Source organism: Kurthia huakuii LAM0618 (genome assembly GCF_000505545.1).
GTDB lineage: Bacteria > Bacillota > Bacilli > Bacillales_A > Planococcaceae > Kurthia > Kurthia huakuii.
On the sequence record NZ_AYTB01000008.1, the window covers coordinates 195,426 to 214,957 of the forward strand.

18 protein-coding genes, 1 tRNA gene and 1 other annotated feature are annotated in these 19,532 nt (G+C 39.5%); of the genes, 17 read left to right on the forward strand and 2 right to left on the reverse strand.

What is annotated here, in order from left to right; translation table 11 throughout:
- Positions 1-599: 599 nt before the first annotated feature.
- The 6 genes from V514_RS0105355 to V514_RS0105380 all read left to right on the forward strand — a co-directional run bounded on the left by V514_RS0105355 (position 600) and on the right by V514_RS0105380 (position 6,361).
- Positions 600-1,355 (forward strand): hypothetical protein, encoded by a 756-nt coding sequence (locus V514_RS0105355; RefSeq protein ID WP_029498793.1) that lies wholly within the window; start codon positions 600-602, stop codon positions 1,353-1,355.
- A gap of 86 nt (positions 1,356-1,441) precedes the next feature.
- Positions 1,442-1,627, forward strand: a complete 186-nt coding sequence (locus tag V514_RS0105360) for a hypothetical protein (RefSeq protein ID WP_029498795.1) — start codon at positions 1,442-1,444, stop codon at positions 1,625-1,627.
- Positions 1,628-1,712: 85 nt separating this feature from the next.
- Positions 1,713-2,843 carry a sensor histidine kinase gene (locus tag V514_RS0105365; protein ID WP_029498797.1) on the forward strand — a complete coding sequence of 377 codons (1,131 nt, stop codon included), beginning with the start codon at positions 1,713-1,715 and terminating at the stop codon, positions 2,841-2,843.
- A 4-nt stretch (positions 2,844-2,847) separates the two neighbouring features.
- Entirely contained in the window at positions 2,848-3,321 is a 474-nt protein-coding gene (locus tag V514_RS0105370) for a hypothetical protein (RefSeq protein ID WP_029498798.1), read from the forward strand.
- A 60-nt stretch (positions 3,322-3,381) separates the two neighbouring features.
- Complete coding sequence (locus V514_RS0105375) at positions 3,382-4,464, forward strand: ABC transporter ATP-binding protein (RefSeq protein ID WP_029498800.1); 1,083 nt, start codon at positions 3,382-3,384, stop codon at positions 4,462-4,464.
- Between the two features lie 79 nt (positions 4,465-4,543).
- Positions 4,544-6,361, forward strand: coding sequence for a hypothetical protein (locus V514_RS0105380; protein ID WP_152528942.1), 1,818 nt, complete (start codon positions 4,544-4,546; stop codon positions 6,359-6,361).
- A gap of 58 nt (positions 6,362-6,419) precedes the next feature.
- Here V514_RS0105380 and V514_RS0105385 read toward each other — a convergent pair.
- A tRNA-Lys gene (locus tag V514_RS0105385) sits at positions 6,420-6,493 on the reverse strand.
- 261 nt (positions 6,494-6,754) lie between these two features.
- On the opposite strand from V514_RS0105385, the gene V514_RS0105390 reads away from it, so the two are divergent.
- The 8 genes from V514_RS0105390 (at position 6,755) to V514_RS0105430 (ending at position 13,901) form a co-directional block, all read left to right on the forward strand.
- Positions 6,755-7,396: an alpha/beta hydrolase gene (locus V514_RS0105390; protein ID WP_029498805.1), complete on the forward strand. Its 642-nt coding sequence runs from the start codon at positions 6,755-6,757 to the stop codon at positions 7,394-7,396.
- Positions 7,397-7,568: 172 nt separating this feature from the next.
- Positions 7,569-7,796, forward strand: a binding site (T-box leader).
- 127 nt (positions 7,797-7,923) lie between these two features.
- Positions 7,924-8,952, forward strand: a complete 1,029-nt coding sequence (trpD, locus tag V514_RS0105400; protein WP_029498807.1) for an anthranilate phosphoribosyltransferase — start codon at positions 7,924-7,926, stop codon at positions 8,950-8,952.
- On the forward strand, positions 8,949-9,731 hold the full coding sequence (gene trpC / locus V514_RS0105405) for an indole-3-glycerol phosphate synthase TrpC (RefSeq protein ID WP_029498809.1): 783 nt from the start codon (positions 8,949-8,951) through the stop codon (positions 9,729-9,731). Before trpD ends, trpC begins: the two co-directional genes overlap by 4 nt.
- Positions 9,728-10,324: a phosphoribosylanthranilate isomerase gene (locus V514_RS0105410; protein WP_029498811.1), complete on the forward strand. Its 597-nt coding sequence runs from the start codon at positions 9,728-9,730 to the stop codon at positions 10,322-10,324. The genes trpC and V514_RS0105410 overlap by 4 nt, the downstream gene beginning before the upstream one ends.
- Positions 10,321-11,511: a tryptophan synthase subunit beta gene (trpB, locus tag V514_RS0105415; RefSeq protein WP_407636642.1), complete on the forward strand. Its 1,191-nt coding sequence runs from the start codon at positions 10,321-10,323 to the stop codon at positions 11,509-11,511. Before V514_RS0105410 ends, trpB begins: the two co-directional genes overlap by 4 nt.
- Positions 11,511-12,284 carry a tryptophan synthase subunit alpha gene (gene trpA, locus V514_RS0105420; protein WP_029498815.1) on the forward strand — a complete coding sequence of 258 codons (774 nt, stop codon included), beginning with the start codon at positions 11,511-11,513 and terminating at the stop codon, positions 12,282-12,284. The genes trpB and trpA overlap by 1 nt, the downstream gene beginning before the upstream one ends.
- Positions 12,285-12,408: 124 nt before the next feature.
- Complete coding sequence (locus V514_RS0105425) at positions 12,409-13,128, forward strand: MBL fold metallo-hydrolase (RefSeq protein ID WP_161630172.1); 720 nt, start codon at positions 12,409-12,411, stop codon at positions 13,126-13,128.
- On the forward strand, positions 13,110-13,901 hold the full coding sequence (locus tag V514_RS0105430; protein ID WP_235073199.1) for a transposase: 792 nt from the start codon (positions 13,110-13,112) through the stop codon (positions 13,899-13,901). Before V514_RS0105425 ends, V514_RS0105430 begins: the two co-directional genes overlap by 19 nt.
- Before the next feature lie 676 nt (positions 13,902-14,577).
- On the opposite strand, the gene V514_RS20345 is transcribed toward V514_RS0105430, so the two are convergent.
- The gene (locus V514_RS20345; RefSeq protein ID WP_161630173.1) at positions 14,578-14,733 is read right to left on the reverse strand and encodes a hypothetical protein; all 156 of its coding nucleotides are present in this window, start codon (positions 14,731-14,733) and stop codon (positions 14,578-14,580) included.
- A 492-nt stretch (positions 14,734-15,225) separates the two neighbouring features.
- On the opposite strand from V514_RS20345, the gene V514_RS0105440 reads away from it, so the two are divergent.
- From V514_RS0105440 to V514_RS0105450, 3 genes are all read left to right on the forward strand, one after another.
- The gene (locus tag V514_RS0105440; RefSeq protein WP_029498820.1) at positions 15,226-16,188 is read left to right on the forward strand and encodes a tyrosine recombinase XerC; all 963 of its coding nucleotides are present in this window, start codon (positions 15,226-15,228) and stop codon (positions 16,186-16,188) included.
- A gap of 187 nt (positions 16,189-16,375) precedes the next feature.
- Positions 16,376-17,542 (forward strand): RNA-guided endonuclease InsQ/TnpB family protein, encoded by a 1,167-nt coding sequence (locus V514_RS0105445; protein ID WP_029498821.1) that lies wholly within the window; start codon positions 16,376-16,378, stop codon positions 17,540-17,542.
- Between the two features lie 222 nt (positions 17,543-17,764).
- Positions 17,765-19,396: a sensor domain-containing protein gene (locus V514_RS0105450; protein WP_235073114.1), complete on the forward strand. Its 1,632-nt coding sequence runs from the start codon at positions 17,765-17,767 to the stop codon at positions 19,394-19,396.
- Positions 19,397-19,532 lie beyond the last annotated feature (136 nt).

The window sequence follows — 19,532 nt, forward strand, 5'->3', positions numbered from 1 at the left end:
ACTTAATTCGTTTCTTTTAAAGTGAATTCCTTCTTTTTAGAGAAAATATATTACATAAGAATGTATTTTTCGTAAATAAACGGAAGAATTAAAAATAATTCTTCCGTTTATTATACCAATTCAGTAGAAGCCCATAAATTTGAAAAGAATAATAAGTAAAGCGACGAAAATACTACTTTCAAATAGATGTTCTTTAAAAAATAGAGATGGAAAATGCATACTATCATTCCTTTCGGATTTTCTTTCATTATATGATGATAATTGAGTTTATTCAATTATTTTCTCTAAAAAAACATTTTTTTCTGCTTTATTCGATTTTTTTATTTAAAAGTACAATTATTTAATGTAAAAATATTTTTATGTGTTTTGATATAATTTTAGATGTGAATATTTATAAGAACAAAGGGAATTTTAATGAGATTAAATACTTATATATTTTTTAAAGAAAAGTATGGAAATTCTTTTGTGGTATTTAAAAATCAAATTACTATCTTTTTTTGATAAATTGTTTAGTTGAATTAAATTCAAATAATGGTATAAAGATGTATATTCATGCATGTGTTGTACTTTTATAATGAATGAAAAAGGAGGATTTACATATGAATAATAAGATTACAAATGTCTCTCTAGCAGTGCTGATGGGTGTTGCAACTGTTTTTACGACGACTTCAAGCCCGTTAAATGTAGAAGCGGCAACTACGAAAACATACTATGCAGAGTCAGGTACATATATTTACAAATCTGCAAATAAAAAAACAAAAAAACTTAAGTTGTTGAATCAAAATCAAAAAGTGACGACAACTACAAAAGCATCGTCGAACTATTATAAAGTGAAAGTGGGTTCGACGACAGGCTATATTTTAAAATCTAAAACGAATACAAAACCTACATGGTATTATTATGCTTATTCAGATAGATCAGGTGCCTATACAAATCGTGAAAAAACAACGTATGTACAACTGGATAATAAAAAGCGAAATTATAAATTTGTTAGTCATACAAAACCACGTGGCTATGATACAACATTAAATGGAGAAGACTTATTAAAGGTTTTGTTTAATAATAAAACCTATTATATGTATGATATTAATGTGACGATTAAACCGATTGTGTCAAAATACCGCGCATATCATAAGAAAATAAAAGCTGGTAAAGATTATGAATATGAAGGTGGATATAACGATATGTATGTATATCATTCAAAAGCGCGCGCTAAAAAAATGATAGCTAAACTAGAGCAAATCGGATATGTACGCATTTCAAAGGATTCGCTGATGGGTGGTATGTATACATACAAATATGAAGAATCGCATTATGGCAGTAGTCATGATTATCAAATTCGTTTAAATCATTAATGTTTACGGCGTGTAATTAGGGTATAGAACAATCAGAGAATATTGTTTCAGGCCGCCTTTGGAATTTATTGAAAGCAGGTGTTAATGTGTCAAATACGATTATTCAATTATCAAATGGGAAAGAAATTAGCTACGCATTACCTTATTCAGAATTTGATGAGAAGTTTTTAAATGCAGAAGGTGCATTTGAAGTGCCTTCTATTCGTCAAGAAAATGAGGGAAAACATAGCGTTATTTTCACAGCACATATTGTTTCAATTTCAGAAGGCTAGCATTTTGAAAAGCATCCATGATGATGAAGGGTGCTTTTTTTATATGCTTTCGGCTATAATAGAAAAGATTGAAAGGAGCGATTACATGCAAACAAAGGCTTTCGAAATCATTACGAATCGCCCTTTTTTAAGCGCTATTATTTGGTTTGTTGGATGCTTTATTCCGTTCGTATGGATTTTCCATAATGCAGAGACATCGATTATTAGCATTACAGTAGCAATTTTATTTACATTTTTAATTTGTACGTATTTTGCATCGGTGTTAACGAACGGCTTAGTCTATATGTGGCTATCGTTTATGATGGTCATTAATGCGGTGATGGCCGTGTTATTTGGCTATTTTTACTTTGCATTCTTTACGGCGATGTTTATTGGCCGTATTCGTAGTACTGTCGGCTTTTATGTCATGTATGGGATTCATTTAGGTATTACTGTTGGCTCGATTTTAGGTGGTTTCTTTATTGAAACGGAGTTATATATTCAACAAATTCCTTATATGGTCCTTGTTGTTTTTGGTGCTATTTTAGGACCGTTTTATTTGTATAGCCGTAAGCAAAACACCGAATTAGAAGGGCGCCTACAAACGGCGAACGAACGTATTTCGGAACTGAGCGTTTATGAAGAGCGTCAACGAATCGCACGCGACCTACATGATACACTTGGTCAAAAATTATCGATGATTGGCTTAAAGCTAGATCTTGCTATTCGTTTAGTCGATAAAAGCCCTGATAAAGCAAAAGAAGAGCTAAAAGATGTGCGTCAAACGGCGAGCATGGCATTAAAGGAAGTACGCGAAATGGTGTCAGATATGAAAAAAGTGCAGCTATCAGATGAACTGTATCAAGTTGAGAAGTTATTACAAATGGCGAATATCAACTGTGACATCGAAGGGGATCGTAAATTGTACGATGTGCCACTTATTTTAGAAAATACATTAAGTATGTGTTTAAAAGAAGCGGTCAACAATGTCGTGCGCCATAGTAAGGCGAAACATTGCACGATTACCGTTGAACAATCAACAAAAGATATTGTGTTGACTGTTGAAGATGATGGCATGGGCTTAAAAACATCGTTTGCTGAATCAGCGGGCAATGGCTTAAAAGGAATGCATGAGCGCATTGAATTTGTGAACGGTAAATTGGACATTGAACAGCGAGCAAAAGGGACTGCATTAACATTTACAGTGCCACTTGTAATCGTCTACCAAGAGGGATGAATGTATGAGAAGAAAAGGCATTTTTATGGCCGTGTTGATGGTTGTATTAGGAATTAGCGCATTTATGGCGATTCAACAAAATCGTCACGAACAACAAGATATCGCGGCGATTTTAGATCACCAAGCACAAATTGACAAAATCGTCATACAGCAACAACAAAAAACGATTGCGACGATTAAAGACGACGTGCAGCGCTACGTAGAACCAACGCCACTCGTTCATATTGCGCCATTAGAGCGTAAAATGAACAAGAAATTTGAAAAAGATGCGCGTTATACGATGAACTATTATTATGACAACAAGTTGTTATATACGGTCGATGTATTGCGTTTAAAGCAACATGAACCATTAACAGCTTCTGAAAAGCAATTTGTGTTCACCGTTAACGGGGCATCCTATATGCTTGTGTGGCAGCCGTATGAAAAGCAGCTATCACAGCATCATCATACCGTAGAGTTACTTAAAAAAATTCAATAACGTGATTGAGGGCAGGAGAAATCTTGGCCTCTTTTTCAATTATTTTATAGAGGTGAGCATATGGTAACGTTAGAATTACGACATATAACGAAATTTTATGACAAAGAAGTACGCGTTGTTACCGATTTTAATTTAACGGTAGCAGATAAGGAATTTATCGTGTTTGTTGGGCCATCTGGTTGCGGGAAAAGTACGACATTGCGCATGATTGCCGGCTTAGAAGAGATTTCAGAAGGCGAGTTTTTAATCGATGGTAAGCGCATGAATGATGTCGTGCCAAAGAATCGCAATATCGCGATGGTTTTTCAACATTATGCGTTGTATCCGCATATGACGGTGTTTGATAATATGGCATTTGGGTTGAAAATGCGCAACGTATCAAAAAAGGAAATCATGCAGCGCGTGGAAGTAGCGGCGGAGATTTTAGATTTAACGCAGTTATTAAATCGAAAACCAACCGCCTTGTCAGGTGGGCAGCGCCAGCGCGTGGCACTTGGACGAGCCATCGTGCGCGATGCGAATATCTTTTTAATGGATGAACCACTATCAAATTTAGATTCAAAGCTACGCGTACAAATGCGCACGGAAATTATTAAACTGCATCGACGTTTAAAAACGACAACGATTTATGTGACGCATGACCAAACGGAAGCGATGACGATGGCGAGCCGAATTGTCGTTATGAACGATGGGGTTATTCAGCAAATTGGGACACCAAAGGAAGTTTATGACGCGCCGCATAATGTGTTTGTCGGTGGTTTTATTGGTAGTCCTGCGATGAACTTTTTCCGAGGTGCTATCGAACAACAGCAATTTATTATAAACAATGTTGAATTTGAGATGGCGCCACGAGATAGCGAAGCATTACAGCCCTATGAGCAGAAAGAAGTCATTATCGGTATTCGCACGGAACACATTACAAGTCAGGAGCCAAGTGGGAACACAGCACGAGCGATTCTGGTGTTCGTCGAAGCGGTCGAATTAACCGGTGCGGAGCAAATAATTTATGGTAATTTCGCGGGGCAGCGACTTATTGGTCGTGCGGATGCGCAGCAACAACTAGCAATCGGCGAGACGCATCGATTTTACGTCCAGACGGCACATGTTCATTTCTTTGATGCGGAGACGGAACAGCGTATTTGAGTATTAAGGCTAATGGGTGTGCTTTTTTTCCATTATTTCGGTATAGTGGAGTTAATAGAGAATGGAGGGCGATTATGACATGGCACAATTCAAACAGTATATGCAACGTTCGTGGAAAAACATAAAGCAAGACCTCAAAGAAGAAGTAAAGCAACAATTTGATGTAGAGTTTGAAGGGCATCACGTAACCGTCCATACGACAGTAGCTGGAGCCACGTTATTTATTGATGGCGAGCTCGTTGATGAAGTGAACCGACCATCGAAATTAGGAAAGTTACGCCCAAGTGAAGTTGTGAAAGGCGAGAAAAATGGCTTGCACGTTAAGGCGAAAGTTAATGGCATTAAAACGCTCGATTGCACGTTTTATATAAATGGTAAAAAATTTATTAAACAAAAGCATGAATTGAACTTTTCAATGTGGAAGCATCGTGAAAAAATTGTGCCAGCTTTAATCGAAGCTTATGAAAAAAATGGCACATTAGAAAATTTTACGTTACCAGATGAAGGTTATTATTATTTTGATGAGGAGGAGCATTTGGAGCCTGGTGCCTATTATGAAGTGTTATTTTCGGAACATGAGCAAGGTTATGAACACGGCTTTGCGAAAAAGTTGTTAAAAAAAGTCGATTGGTTGCTTGAAAAACCGAGCGATAAAACACGCAATTCGATTTATGAAGATGTGCTAGATGATGATTTCCCGGAGTATGCGCTGCTTTTTAACGACATGTTGGCTGAGTTAGAGGTCGATGAAGCGGCACTTCATAAAGAGGCTATGTGGTTTATTGAGCATGCGGCACATCGTTATGTCGTCGATTTTGCGCTTTTATTACTTGGGCGTTCTACGGTGGCATGCGATGTCGACTTGCTGCGTGTAATCGGACGCCATGAAGAATTTACGGCGTTTGTGGCCGTGGCATTGCATCGCCACGGCGCACCTGCACATGAACTACTGTTTGAATTGGCGAAGGACACGACTGGATATGGTCAGCAAGCAGCTATTCTAATGCTAGAACCGACAACCGAGTCGATTCGTACGTGGTTATTGTACGACGCACCGCTTCTAACGGAAAGCTCACTCGCTCTGATAGTAGCGATCGCACAAAAAAGTGCATTGTCAGAGGCGTTGAAAGCAGATAGCGCTCCACGTGAACTATTTGCGCGGGCCACGATGATGCTTATGTGCCTTACTGAATCAGAAGAAACGGTCGAACTTTATAATGAACTACCCGAAGCATTACTTGACTATGTGCGCCATGCTAAAACGCATATTACCACGTATGAACAGTTGTATCCAATTGCTAAAATGGCCGAGTATTTATCGGCTTATGAGTGGGATTATTTAATTGAATATACATCCTGGCAACCAGTCGAAAGTAATTTAGTGTTGTCAGGTTTAGACGCCATTTTAACGAGTGCTAATTGGCAACCAATGATTGAGAAGGCGTTTGCAGAAGAGCGTACTATGGCGCAAGCAATTACGATTGCGCGCGCGAGTGGCGCTGAGTATATGTCGCTTGTTTATAAAAAAATCGTCAACGGGCATTTTGAACCGTATTTATATGCCGCGCTTATTGCGGGTGAAGATACGCACTTGTTTAGAGCGGTTATTGACTATGTCGAACAATTTGAATTGGCACCGTTAAATCCGCTAGAGCGAGAATGTATTGAACTCCTAATCGATGAGTTGTCATCGTATGATGGCGTTGGGAAACGTTTAATGCATCATGCGTTGCAATTGGAAGATGAGCTGTTGACATTTAGTGTGTTAGATACGCTACAGTTGTGGAAAGTATCAAGTTATTTACCAGAGTTTGAACAAGAGCTGCAAAACATAGCAAAAACATCAGCTAATCGTGCACAGCGCCGCTTCGCAAAGTGCTTAGCAAAAGGGCATTAAGTTATTGAAACATAATAAAAAGAGGGAATGCGTGTTCACGCATTCCCTCTTTTTATTATGGACCTGGTGGGGATCGAACCCACAACCCCCTGATTAAGAGTCAGGTGCGCTAGCCAATTGCGCCACAGATCCGAAATAATCATTGTATTCCCTCGAACAATTACTAGTATAGCACGCTCATATTTAAATACAATGTTTTGTAATATAAAAATTTAAGTTAAGTCAAGTTATTTTCTGTTGAATTATCAATAATTTCTGTTAAAAATGCGTATTTTCTGTTTCTGATGATGTGAAGCTCATTTTTGCAAAAACGGCAAGAAGAAATGTTTTTCGTTTTCGCATTACTGTGCTACGATAATAATAATGTTTGTATGTTGAAAGGAAGATTTTAAAATGAAATCACCATTTACTTTTGAGCATAGCGCTCCAAATAATGTCGAAAAAGGCAAGTTATATCCTGCTGTATTTTTAATGCATGGTATGGGCAGTAATGAACAAGATTTACCGCAGTTATTACATGATGTCAAAGATCAATGTCATATTTTTAGTTTACGTGGCCCGGTTGTGCAACCACCAGGTTATGCTTTCTTCACAATTGAAGAGTTTGGTAAACCACATAAAGTTGTTTTTGATAAAATTGTGGCACATATCCGCGACTTTATCGAAGAAGTTGTAGCACAATATCCAGTAGATGCGACAAAATTATTCGTCATGGGCTTTAGCCAAGGTGGTATTTTAGCGCAAACACTGGCGCTTGTCTTAGGCAATGAAAATTTAGCGGGTGTGGTGGTATTGAGTGCGTATTTACCAGAGCATGTGCGCGAAGAATATTTCAAGCATGATGTGACGAACTTACCAATGCTTATTACACATGGTACGATGGATTATGTTTTACCGTATCAATGGGGTGAGGCATCACGCGACTTCTTTAAAGAACAAGGAGCAGACGTAACGTTTGTATCATTTGAAGATGGTCATGGTGTGACGCCAGCGATTCAACAACAAATTACGCGCTTCTTTACAACGCAATTTTAGTGACATGAAGAAATGGTACCCGAGCGGTGCGATTTCTTCTTTTTTTTAGAAATACTTGACAGTGATGGAACGAGTAGTATAAGCTAAGAACAACTTATTCGAGCGGAAGGGTAGAAAGCCTTGAAAGCAGGGCTTCCCTTTAGCAGAGCACAGAATAGCAGAGCATAGTTGAGAGAAATTGAAGAGTAAGAGTAGTAGCAAATGTTGTCATGTTAAGAGAGTCAGTGGCTGGTGTGAACTGATCATGTGCATTTGTGAATGGACTTATGAGAGCATTTGTGAACCGTTTCGTAGTAGCAAATGACGCGTCATCCCCGTTAACGGATGCTGAGCAATCAGACAAAGTGGAAGCGTACGTGCTTCAACTTGAGGTGGCAACGCGGTAGCAATCGTCCTCATGAAAGAGTTATTCTTTCGTGAGGGCTTTTTTTATTGCTCGTAAGTCAGCTGAAATTTCTCGCTTATCTCGAACTGATTTTCGAATTTTAATGTTTGAATATTCCGTCAATATAGAGAGGAGCAGTAACATGAAAGCATTGATTACACGCGCACAACAACGACAAGATTTAACATTCGAGGAAATGACGGTGGCGGCAACGCAATTGTTTGAAGAAACGACGCCATTAAAAGAGATTGAAGATTTTTTAATCGCACTATCACAAAAAGGGGAAACGGCAACAGAGCTTGCGGCACTCGCGAAAGTGATGCAAAAGCAAGCACTGACATTGAATGAAGCGCCGCAAAATTATTTGGATAATTGTGGTACAGGTGGCGATGGTGTTGGGAGCTTTAACATTAGCACAACAGCTGCCTTCGTGTTAGCAGCAGGTGATGTGTATGTCGCAAAGCATGGCAATCGTAAAATTTCAAGTTTAGCTGGTAGTGCGGATACGTTAGAAGAGCTTGGCATTCATGCAAATTTTACAGCGGCTGAATTAAAAGAATTGCTTGAAACGGAGCGTCTAGCATTTATTTTTGCACCAGCCGTTCATCCAAAATTAAAGCGCATCGGCCAAGTTCGTCAAAAAATTGGCAAGCCAACGATTTTTAACTTAGTAGGTCCACTTGCGAATCCAGTGACGTTAACAACGCAATTTACCGGCATTAATCGCACCGATTTTGTGTCAGATTATGCGCAGGTTATGAAGTTATTAGGAAGAAAACGTGGCGTTGTCGTCTGCGGTGCTGGTGGTTTAGATGAAGCCTCGCTTGCTGGGGAAAATCGTTTAGCTATTTTAGAACAGGGTCATGTGCGAGAAGTAACGATTACACCAGAAGCGCTTGGTTTAAAAACACAGCCACTATCGGCCATTAAAGGTGGCAATGGCAAGGAGAATGCACAAATCGTTTGTGACGTCTTACAAAATAAACAAGGTGCCTATTTAGATACGGTGCTGTTAAATGCAGGCATTGCTTTTTTCGCCTATGGCAGTGTCGCAACAATTGAAGAGGGCATTCATAAAGCACGTAAAATCATTGCTTCTGGCGCAGCATATGCCAAATTACAGGCCGTTGTTGCGTACAGTAAAGAACATGTGAAGGAGCTGGCACAATGACGATTTTAAATAAAATTTTAGCACAAAAAGCGGTGGAGGTAGCGGCGTTAAAACAACGACCAAAACCAGCTATACAGGCGCGTAAACAACGTGCGTCATTACTTGAAGTATTTCAGCGCCCGACATTACAAGTCATTTCAGAAGTGAAACGTGCATCGCCGTCAAAAGGCATTATTAATGATCGTATCAATCCAATTGAGCAAGCGAAAGCCTATGAGGCAGCGGGGGCCGCTTGTATTTCGGTCTTAACCGATGAAACGTTTTTCAAAGGCTCATTTGCAGATTTACAAGCTGTAACGGAAGCGGTCGACATTCCGGTGCTCTGCAAGGAATTTATTATTGATGAAGTGCAGCTCGATTATGCGTATGCCAACGGTGCATCGGTCGTATTATTAATTGTCGCCGCGTTAGAGCAACATACATTGGCACATCTTTTCGATTATGCGACAGCGCTCGGTTTAGATGTACTCGTTGAAGTACATAATGCCGACGAATTAGCACGCGCGCTCGCAATCGATGCAAAAATTATCGGTGTGAACAACCGTAATTTAAAAACATTTGACGTGTCGCTCGCACATACAGCAGCGCTCGCAAAAGCCTTTCCATTTCATGAAGGCCGCGTCTTAATTAGTGAAAGCGGTATGAAAACAGCGGCTGATGCAGCCTTTGTTGCAACGGCTGGTGCAAGTGCGATTTTAGTCGGTGAAACATTAATGCGTAGTGGTGATATTACAGCAACGGTGCAATCCCTACAAGTAACGAAGCCGGTGAATGTATGACGAACGTTAAAATTTGTGGTTTAAAAGAACCGGAACATGTACAAGCCGCGGTCGCAGCTGGGGTCGATGCAGTTGGTTTTGTGTTTGCACCGAGTAAGCGGCAAGTGACGGTGGAGCAGGCGACGATGCTTGCGCAGCATGTCCCGAAACACGTGTTAAAAGTAGGCGTTTTCGTCGATGAAACGGTAGAAACGATGCTTGCAATTGCGAAGCGTGTGCCACTAGATGTTATTCAATTGCACGGACAGGAAACGAATGACGTGATTCGGCAATTGCCATATCCAACAATTAAGGCAGTTGGCGTGCGTACAACCGCTGATATTGACGCATTGCAAACATTTGATTCGGACTATGTATTAGTCGATGCGCCGATAGCAGGAAGTGGCGAACCGTTTGATTGGAACTTATTAACCGCGCGTTATGAAAATTTAATTTTAGCTGGTGGTCTATCGAATGATAATATTACCGAAGCCTTACAGCGCATTGCACCGCTCATGGTCGATGTCTCAAGCGGTGTCGAAACAAATGGCGTCAAAGACCCAGCGAAAATAAGCGCATTTATCGCAGCAGTAAAGAATGGAGAGAATAGATGATGACAACAACAGAGAAAAAAGGGCGTTATGGCAAGTTTGGTGGCCAATTCGTACCTGAAACATTAATGACGGCGTTACAGCAATTAGAGCAGGCTTTTGAAGAAGCGAAGCAAGACCCAGCGTTTCATGAAGAATTAAACGGTTACTTAAAAGACTATGTAGGGCGTGAAAATCCACTGTATTTTGCGAAACGTTTAACGAAAAAACTAGGCGGCGCAAAAATTTACTTAAAGCGTGAAGATTTAAATCATACAGGCGCACATAAAATTAATAATGCGTTGGCGCAAGCGCTATTAGCAATCCGTATGGGGAAAAAGAAAATCGTCGCAGAAACGGGCGCTGGCCAGCATGGTGTCGCAACCGCAACAGTTTGTGCATTATTTGATTTAGAGTGCATCGTCTTTATGGGAAAAGAAGATGTACGCCGTCAAGCGCTGAATGTGTTTCGCATGGAGCTACTTGGTGCAACGGTCGTTTCGGTTGACCAAGGCTCAGGTACATTAAAAGATGCTTGTAATGAAGCACTGCGTTATTGGGTATCAAATGTTGACGATACGCATTACATTTTAGGCTCAGCGCTTGGTCCACACCCATTTCCAGCGATCGTACGCGATTTCCAACGTATTATTGGTGATGAAACGCGCGCGCAAATTTTAGAAAAAGAACAACGCTTACCCGATGCGATTGTGGCATGTGTTGGTGGCGGTAGTAATGCAATTGGCATGTTTACGCCGTTTGTTGACGATCAAGAGGTCAAGCTATATGGCGTGGAAGCAGCGGGAAAAGGCATTCAATCGGGCGAGCATGCGGCAGCCTTTGCGGATTTAAAAGAAGGCGTCTTGCACGGTGCCTATATGTATTTACTGCAAGATGATAATGGCTTTATTCAAGAAGCCTATTCGATTTCTGCTGGTTTAGATTATCCGGCTGTTGGGCCTGAACATTGCTATTTACACGATGCAGGTCGCGTGACGTATGAAGCGGTTGATGATGACCAAGCATTAGAAGGATTACAATTATTATCGCGCACAGAAGGCATTATTCCTGCACTCGAAAGTAGTCATGCGATTTACTACGCGGCAAATTTAGCAAAAACGATGTCACCAGACGACATTTTAGTCATTTGCTTATCGGGTCGTGGCGATAAAGACGTACAAACAGTGCAACAAGCATTGGAGGGAAAATAATGACGACATTACAACGCGCAATTGAGACGGTTACGACAGCGAATGATAAAGCATTTATTCCATATATCATGGCTGGCGATGGCGGTCTTGACACGATAAAACAACAAATTTTATTTTTACAACAGCACGGGGCAACGGCGATTGAAGTCGGCATCCCGTTCAGTGACCCGGTAGCAGATGGTCCAACCATTCAAGCAGCGGGGTTACGTGCATTAGAAGCGGGCGCAAATTTACGTACTATTTTAGCGGAAATTGCGTCATTTAAAGAAGAAATTCATATTCCGCTCGTTGTGATGACGTACTTAAATCCGATTATTCGTTACGGCATTGAGGCGTTTGTAGAAGCCGCAGAAGCCGCAAATATTAAAGGATTAATTGTGCCGGATATGCCGCTTGAAGAAGCGGATATGTTAACCGATGCTTTAGCGGGACATGATATCGCGCTTGTGCAATTAATTTCATTAACAAGTCCTACAGAACGCATTGAAAAATTAGCAGCGGCAGCACAAGGTTTTATTTATGCCGTGACAGTCAATGGTATTACCGGTACACGTGAAGGCTTTGATGAAGCATTACATGAGCATTTAAGCGCACTAAAAAGCGTGGCAGACATTCCTGTGCTTGCGGGCTTTGGCATTTCAACGCGTGAGCATGTTGAGGCGATGAATCATTCGGTTGACGGCGTCATCGTTGGCAGTGCAATTGTAAAGGCCTTTCATGAAAATCGCCTAGCAGCTATTGAGGCGTTATTAACAGTGCCAGCAAATCAGTAATAGTAAACGTGGGAGTTCAAAATTTTGAATTCCCACGTTTTATGTTGTGTGCATAACAAAAAACAGTAGTACATGATTTTCAAATAATTATGGTACAATATGGATAATTATGTTAGATGTAGGGATGAAGATGATACAAATACCGATTATTTTTGAAGAATCGACAACGGGCTTGCAGTCGTTTAACTGTTTCGTCACGGAAAATGATGGACAGCTCGTATTAATTGATGGCGGCATTCCGCACGCGCATTTTTACCGCTTTGCAGAGGAAGCGCTTCAAAAACATGGCTATGACTTTACGGATTTAGCGGCGATTTATTTAACGCATCATCATGAGGATCATGTCGGGCTAGTGCCGCATATTTTAGCGAAGAAAAATATGCCTGTTTATGTACACGCGGAAAGCATTCCTCGTCTATTATTCGATACGGATTTTTTAACGATGCGCATCGCCTTTTATGAAGCACTTTATGCGCGCATGGATTGTCTAGATGATGCAAGACCACGCTTAGAAAAGCAGCGCGCGACATTGGCAAACGTAAAAGAACGACGCATTGAAGCGGATTATCAGGTCATTGGAGCGGGGGATACATTAGGACGCTTTGAAATTATCGATTTACTAGGGCATTCGACTGATTCAATCGGCTATTATGATGCGGCGACGCGTGAATTGTTTGCAGGGGATACAATTCTAAAACATACGTCAACGAACGCCATTATTGATCCACTTGTCACAGGAGAATATATGCAGGCTAATTTATTACAACGGCAATCGCTCGAAAAAATTAAAATACAAATCATAATATCGCCATTATCGGCAACAAAATCAAGTTACCGAAACTAGGACTCGTCAAATTCAAACAAACACGCGCGCTCGAAGGTCGGATGATGCGCGCAACGATTCATTCTCACGCGAGTGGCCGTTTCTCGGTGTCCATTACGTGCGAGGTCCCCGAATTTCAGCCCCTGCCAAAAACCTATGAATCAATCGGCATTGATTTAGGCATCACCGATTTCGCGATTCTTTCGGACGGACGTAAAGTCGATAACCAACGCTTTACGGCCAAAATGGCAAAGAACCTCGCACGCGCGCAACGAAAACTTTCACGCCGTTACGAACAAGCGAAAAAAGACAGCCGGGATGTACGTGACTGCACGAACTACCAAAAACAACGTCGAAAAGTCGCGCGTTTACGTGAAAAAGTGGCGTTTCAGCGAGAGGACTTCTTACACAAGTTGACGACGGCATTCATTCGTCAGTACGATGTCATTTGCGTCGAAGATCTAAACACCAAAGGCATGTTGAAAAATCACAAACTAGCAAAAGCGATTCGTGACGTGTCCTGGTCTTCATTTGTACAAAAACTGACGTACAAAGCAAAATGGTATGGCCGAGAGCTCGTGAAAATCAATCGCTTTTTCCCATCGAGTCAGCTGTGCCATGTATGTGGGCACCGTGATGGCAAAAAACCATTAGCTATTCGCGAGTGGGTCTGTTCATCATGCCACACGACACTCGACCGCGACATCAATGCAAGTCGCAATATTTTAGCAGGCAGAAGGATTACGCCTTTTCGAAGCAACCCAACCGTAGGGACTACGGAGCTCGCCTACTAAAAAAGTGAAGCCGCTGTTTCGAGCAAGGAGGAACAAGCATGCACTGTTCGTAGGAATCCCCCACTTCAAGTGAGTTCATCAGAACGGCTAAGTGGGGGTAGTTCAAAGTAAGCTCTACGATAGCCAATTTTCACTGGTGATGTCGGAAATAATAGGGCAACTAGATTACTTACGACAGCAACAACTCATTACGGCACGTCTGCAGGATGGTGTCTATTTGTTTGAACAAAATAGAGGCTAGTTAGAAAAAACTACTTCTTGACTTACGATGGCACTCGCGAGTTTACCATGAGTAGGAGTAGCAGGCAAAGTCTTGTTCAAGATAAAATGTTTCGCACTTTAGGCCGGTGTAGAACGATTCAATCAGAGCATTATCAGCAAGCATGCCTTTGCGGGACATGCTCATGATAATGCCTTTTTTGTGTTGTCTCAATTTTCAAAATTAGCCCATAGCCTAGCAAAATATTTCACATACAAAAAGGATAGGTTAACCTAAGTTTTTATTATTAAATCAATGGTTATTAAAAGATAACAAAATATTTTTTTGTAAACTTTAATTCATCGTATGATGGAATATCAGGCTTCAATTGTCGTGCCGCTACTATCGCGTAAATGTAAATTATTATTTGTTGTAAGTGAGTGAATTCGAGGGGTGCAAACATCAGCTACGAGCTGTTTAACAGTAGATGGTAACTGTGAATCGATTACGCGAGAGAATTTCCGTATAATCATCATGCATCACATATATAATAAGACCAACGATTTTTTCATCTACTTCATAAGAATAGCCTTGTAGTTGTTTTACATAATAAATGACACTGGAAATAATCATTTCATTTAAGCTCCACCGGTCGATAAAGAAACTATAAACATCGTTTCTTTATCAATTTTTTTGAAAATCAAGTTCGTTTGAAAATAATTATACTGTGTAAACAAAAAAGTTCAGCATCTATATTATTGACATTATTGACGAAAAAGCAATTAAAACTAATTATTCAGAATATTAAAACGAAGTTGCGCGTTGTACAGAGGTATGATTAGGTGTTTGCGATAATGATGTGCCTATTCATTGATGGCATGAGTTGATCACTGCAAAGGGATTCGAAACGATGTGATGCTTTGTAGTGAATTGCAACATGTGAGCATGAAATCTAGTGGCGATACAAATTAGGAAAACTAACGGTTGCATCGCGAAATTGAAACAGTCATCTGGATAAAAAATGGCTTTTATGGCGCAAGCGAGGCGTATTTTATAAAAAGGTTCCCAAATATACATTTGGGAACCTTTTTATATGGTAAAATGAATAGCAATGAGGTGATAAAAATGCCAAACCAATCAAAACCAAAATGGCTACGTGATTTTTTAATTTATTTAACTGCTATTAAAGGGAAATCCAAGCGCACACGCGATGAATATGACTACGACTTAACACTTTTTTTCCGCTTTCTCTATGCGGTACAAGAAGATTTACCAACAACTGACCTCGCTTCTATATCTATTGCGGAACTTGATATCGCATTTGTGCGCAATATTAGTTTGGAAGATATGTATTTATTTTTAGCGTATTGCGAAGAAGTACGTCAAAATAGTGCTGCAACGCGCGCACGCAAAGTGGCGACTTTAAAATCATTTTTCAAATATTTGAAAACGAAAAAACAATTAATTGATGATAATCCAGCTGAAGATTTAGAAACACCTAAAATTAATAAAAAACAACCGGTTTACTTGAAAGTACCAGAAGCGAAACAATTTTTATCACACATTCCGTCAAAAACGCATTATTACCGTGATTACTGTATGATGACCTTTTTATTGAATCTAGGATTGCGTGCAACAGAGTTATGTAGGTTATCAATCGGCGATGTTGCGGATCGTTACGTGACCATTGTCGGAAAAGGCGGGAAAGAGCGCAGTGTCTATATGAATGATAGTTGTGTAGAGGCATTGGCGCTTTACCTCGAACATGAACGGAAAGAACTGGCAGATAAAAATGAAAATGAGGCATTATTTTTATCGCAAAAGGGTAATAGACTTACGAGACAACGACTGGCTAAAATTGTCAAACAAATCAACGAAGCATCGGCGTTACATAAAACAAACCTAACACCACATAAATTACGCCATACATCGGCGACGATGATGTATCAAAACGGCGCGGACATTCGGAGCTTACAGCAAATATTAGGGCATTCTAATATTGCGACCACACAAATTTATACGCATGTCGAAGACGAAACAATCAAACAAGTATTTGAAAATAATCCGTTAAATAACATGGAAAAATAAAGCATGAATAATAGTTTTATTCTTTGTTTAAAGTAGTCGCGTATAAAATTTTAGTGGTAAAATAGTTTCATGAAACTTTGTTTTTTTATTTGGAGGGAGTAATAAAACAGTAGACAAAAAAATAGACAAATGGGTATATATGTATAAGATGATATCTCGTTAAAATCAGGTGAAAGGATGCTAAGAAATGAAGCGGGCTTATAAGCTGGAAATAAAACCAACTGACCGGCAACGTGAAAAACTCATCAGAACCTTTGACGTTTGTCGTTATGTCTACAACATGTATATTGCAACGAATCGTGTTAATTATGAGGAAGACAGAAAATTCATGAGTGGTTATGACTTCTCGAAATGGTTAAATACTGTTCATACGAAACAAAACCAACAAGACTTATGGATTAAAACGGTATCGAGCAAGGCGGTTAAGCAATCCATCATGAATGCAGAACGTGCTTACAAAAACTTTTTCAAAGGGGGAAGTAAGCACCCTCGCTTCAAGAAGAAAGCTAGACAAGATGTGAAAGCTTATTTCCCTAAGAATGGGAAAGGTGATTTTTCGCTAAAACGCCACCAAATTAAGATTCCTACAATTGGGTGGGTAACACTAAAAGAGTTTAATTATTTGCCTCAAGACGCAATTATCAAAAGCGGTACAGTATCACAAAAAGCAGATAGATTCTATATCTCGGTCTTATGTGAAGTGCCCGACTGCATAAAACAATCGCCTGAATCAGAAGGTATCGGTATTGATTTAGGTATCAAAGATTTTGCGATGATGAGCAACGGAGACGTTTACGAAAATATGAATAAAACAGATAAGGTAAGAAAACTTGAAAAACGGCTAAAACAAGCTCAACGGAAATTGAGCAGAAGTTATGAACAAAATAAATTTAAAAAGGCAGGTGAAAACTGCTACTTTAACAATCGACAAAAACAAATTTGTCGTGTACAAAAGTTACATCAGCATCTAGTGAATATCAGAGAAAACTACCAGAAGAACATTGTGAGTGAATTGGTAAAAACCAAACCAGCATTCATTACATTAGAAGAGTTAAATGTTCGAGGTATGATGAAAAACAGACATTTATCAAAAGCGATTGCAAAACAAGGATTCTTCCATTTTAGAACAAAATTACAGATGAAGTGCGAAGCATATGGCATTGAATTGCGCCTTGTAAATCGCTTTTATCCGAGTTCTAAATTGTGTAGCGCCTGTGGTCATAAGAAAGTAGATTTAACATTGAAAGATAGGGTTTATGAATGTGTAAATTGTCATCAAGTGTTAGACCGAGATTTAAACGCCGCTATGAATTTAAAACAAGCTACAGAATATGAGTTGTTAGTGTCCGTTTAAATGAATAGAGTACGGTGGGCTACATCGGAATTGAAGCCTGTGGAGAGTGATACGAAACGTTAGTAGGGATACGTGCCGAGGACGCATTCTAAGAAGCAGGAAAAAGCTAGATGTATACTTTTGTATATGTTTTTAGTAGCAGATTAAATGAAAGACTTTTCTAATGCGTCATCGTCCACTTTAAAGTTTTCAAACTTAGATAATAATTCCATCCACAAATTAATGGCAGCTTTTAATGAATCGGTCATTGTGGCTATTACAGATGCAAAAGGAAAAATTTTATCTGTAAACAATCAATTTTGCGAAATTTCAAAATATTCACCTGAAGAACTTATCGGTCAAGATCATCGCATTGTAAATTCAGGCTATCATTCTCCCGCGTTTTTTAAAAACCTTTGGAAAACCATTAGTAGCGGTGAAATTTGGCATGGTGAAATTTGTAACCGCGCAAAGGACGGCTCACTCTATTGGGTAAAAACCGTTATTGTGCCTTTTATGAACGATTGTGGCAAACCCGAACAGTATATTGCCATCCGTACCGATATTACTGAACAAAAAAATACTACTCGATTAAAACGATTTGCTTATCACGATGAATTAACAGGCCTACGGAATGCACGCTCGCTAAAAATTCATTTTAAAGAATGTATTCGCCATAACACCGTATACGATAAAGCATCGGTCTTTATTTTATTGAACATTACGCGATTGAAACAAGTGAATGATGGCTACGGTCACTTTATTGGAGACCTCTTTTTACTTGAACTAACAAAATGCTTCCAACAAATCATTGGGAAAAATGGTGATTTATTTAGATATGACGGGAAACAATTTGTTATTTTAACGACGAGAGAATCGTACCGCGTTATTGTTGATACGATTTTAGAGCTATTTGAACAAGCGTTTACTATCGAACATTTCCAATTTTATTCATCGATTAATATTGGCGTATCTTTCTATGAGGAACATGCGGATACGTTGGATGTTTTATTAAAATATGCAGATTTAGCGATGGTCAAAACAAAAAAAGAAAAAGGCAATCGCTGTTTAGTGTTTGATTATACGATGAATTTAATGATAGAGGAGCAACTTGATTTAGAGAAGCGCTTGCGCAATGCACTTTTTACGGATAAGATGATGCTTTTTTATCAACCAAAATTCGAAGCGAAGACGCATCGCCTCGTTGGGATGGAAGCGTTGATGCGCTGGTATGACGAAGAATATGGCTTTATTCCACCGATTCAATTTATTCCATTTGCAGAAGAAGTCGGACTCATGCCGATACTTGGCGAATGGGTGCTTGTCACAGCGTGTACGCAAATGAAGCGCTGGGTTGATGCTTATCCAGATGCTCAACTGCGTGTGGCGGTCAATATTTCACCGCTTCATCTACAAGAAAAAGATTTCGTTTATACTATGAAGCAAATTTTGTGTGATACTGGTCTAGCAGCAAACTATTTAGAAATTGAGATTACCGAATTATCGTTTATGAACGGTACAGATGTTGTGGCGGAGACAATACGCGAATTAAAACAACTCGGTATTTCGATTGCTATTGATGATTTTGGTACCGGTTATTCAGCGCTAAGTTATTTAAAAAAATTCCCGATTGACACACTAAAGATTGATAAATCATTTGTGCGTGGTATTAAGGAAGGAACGAATGACGAATCGATGGTTACAGCCATTATTAATCTGGCGCATATTATGAACATGTCAGTTGTCGTAGAAGGGGTTGAAACGAACGAAGAACTGAAAGTCGTTGAAAAAGCAAAAGGCGACATGATTCAAGGATATTACTTCCATCCAGCATTACCTGTTGAACAATTTGATGAATTATTAAAAGAAGAATGATACAAATGGCCAACAACATACATGACACAAATAACAAGCATACAAAAACGCAAGAATCAGTTGATTCTTGCGTTTTTGTATGCGACATCAATAATACTTAACACCTATGTTATTTTAATGATTAAAATGGCATAAT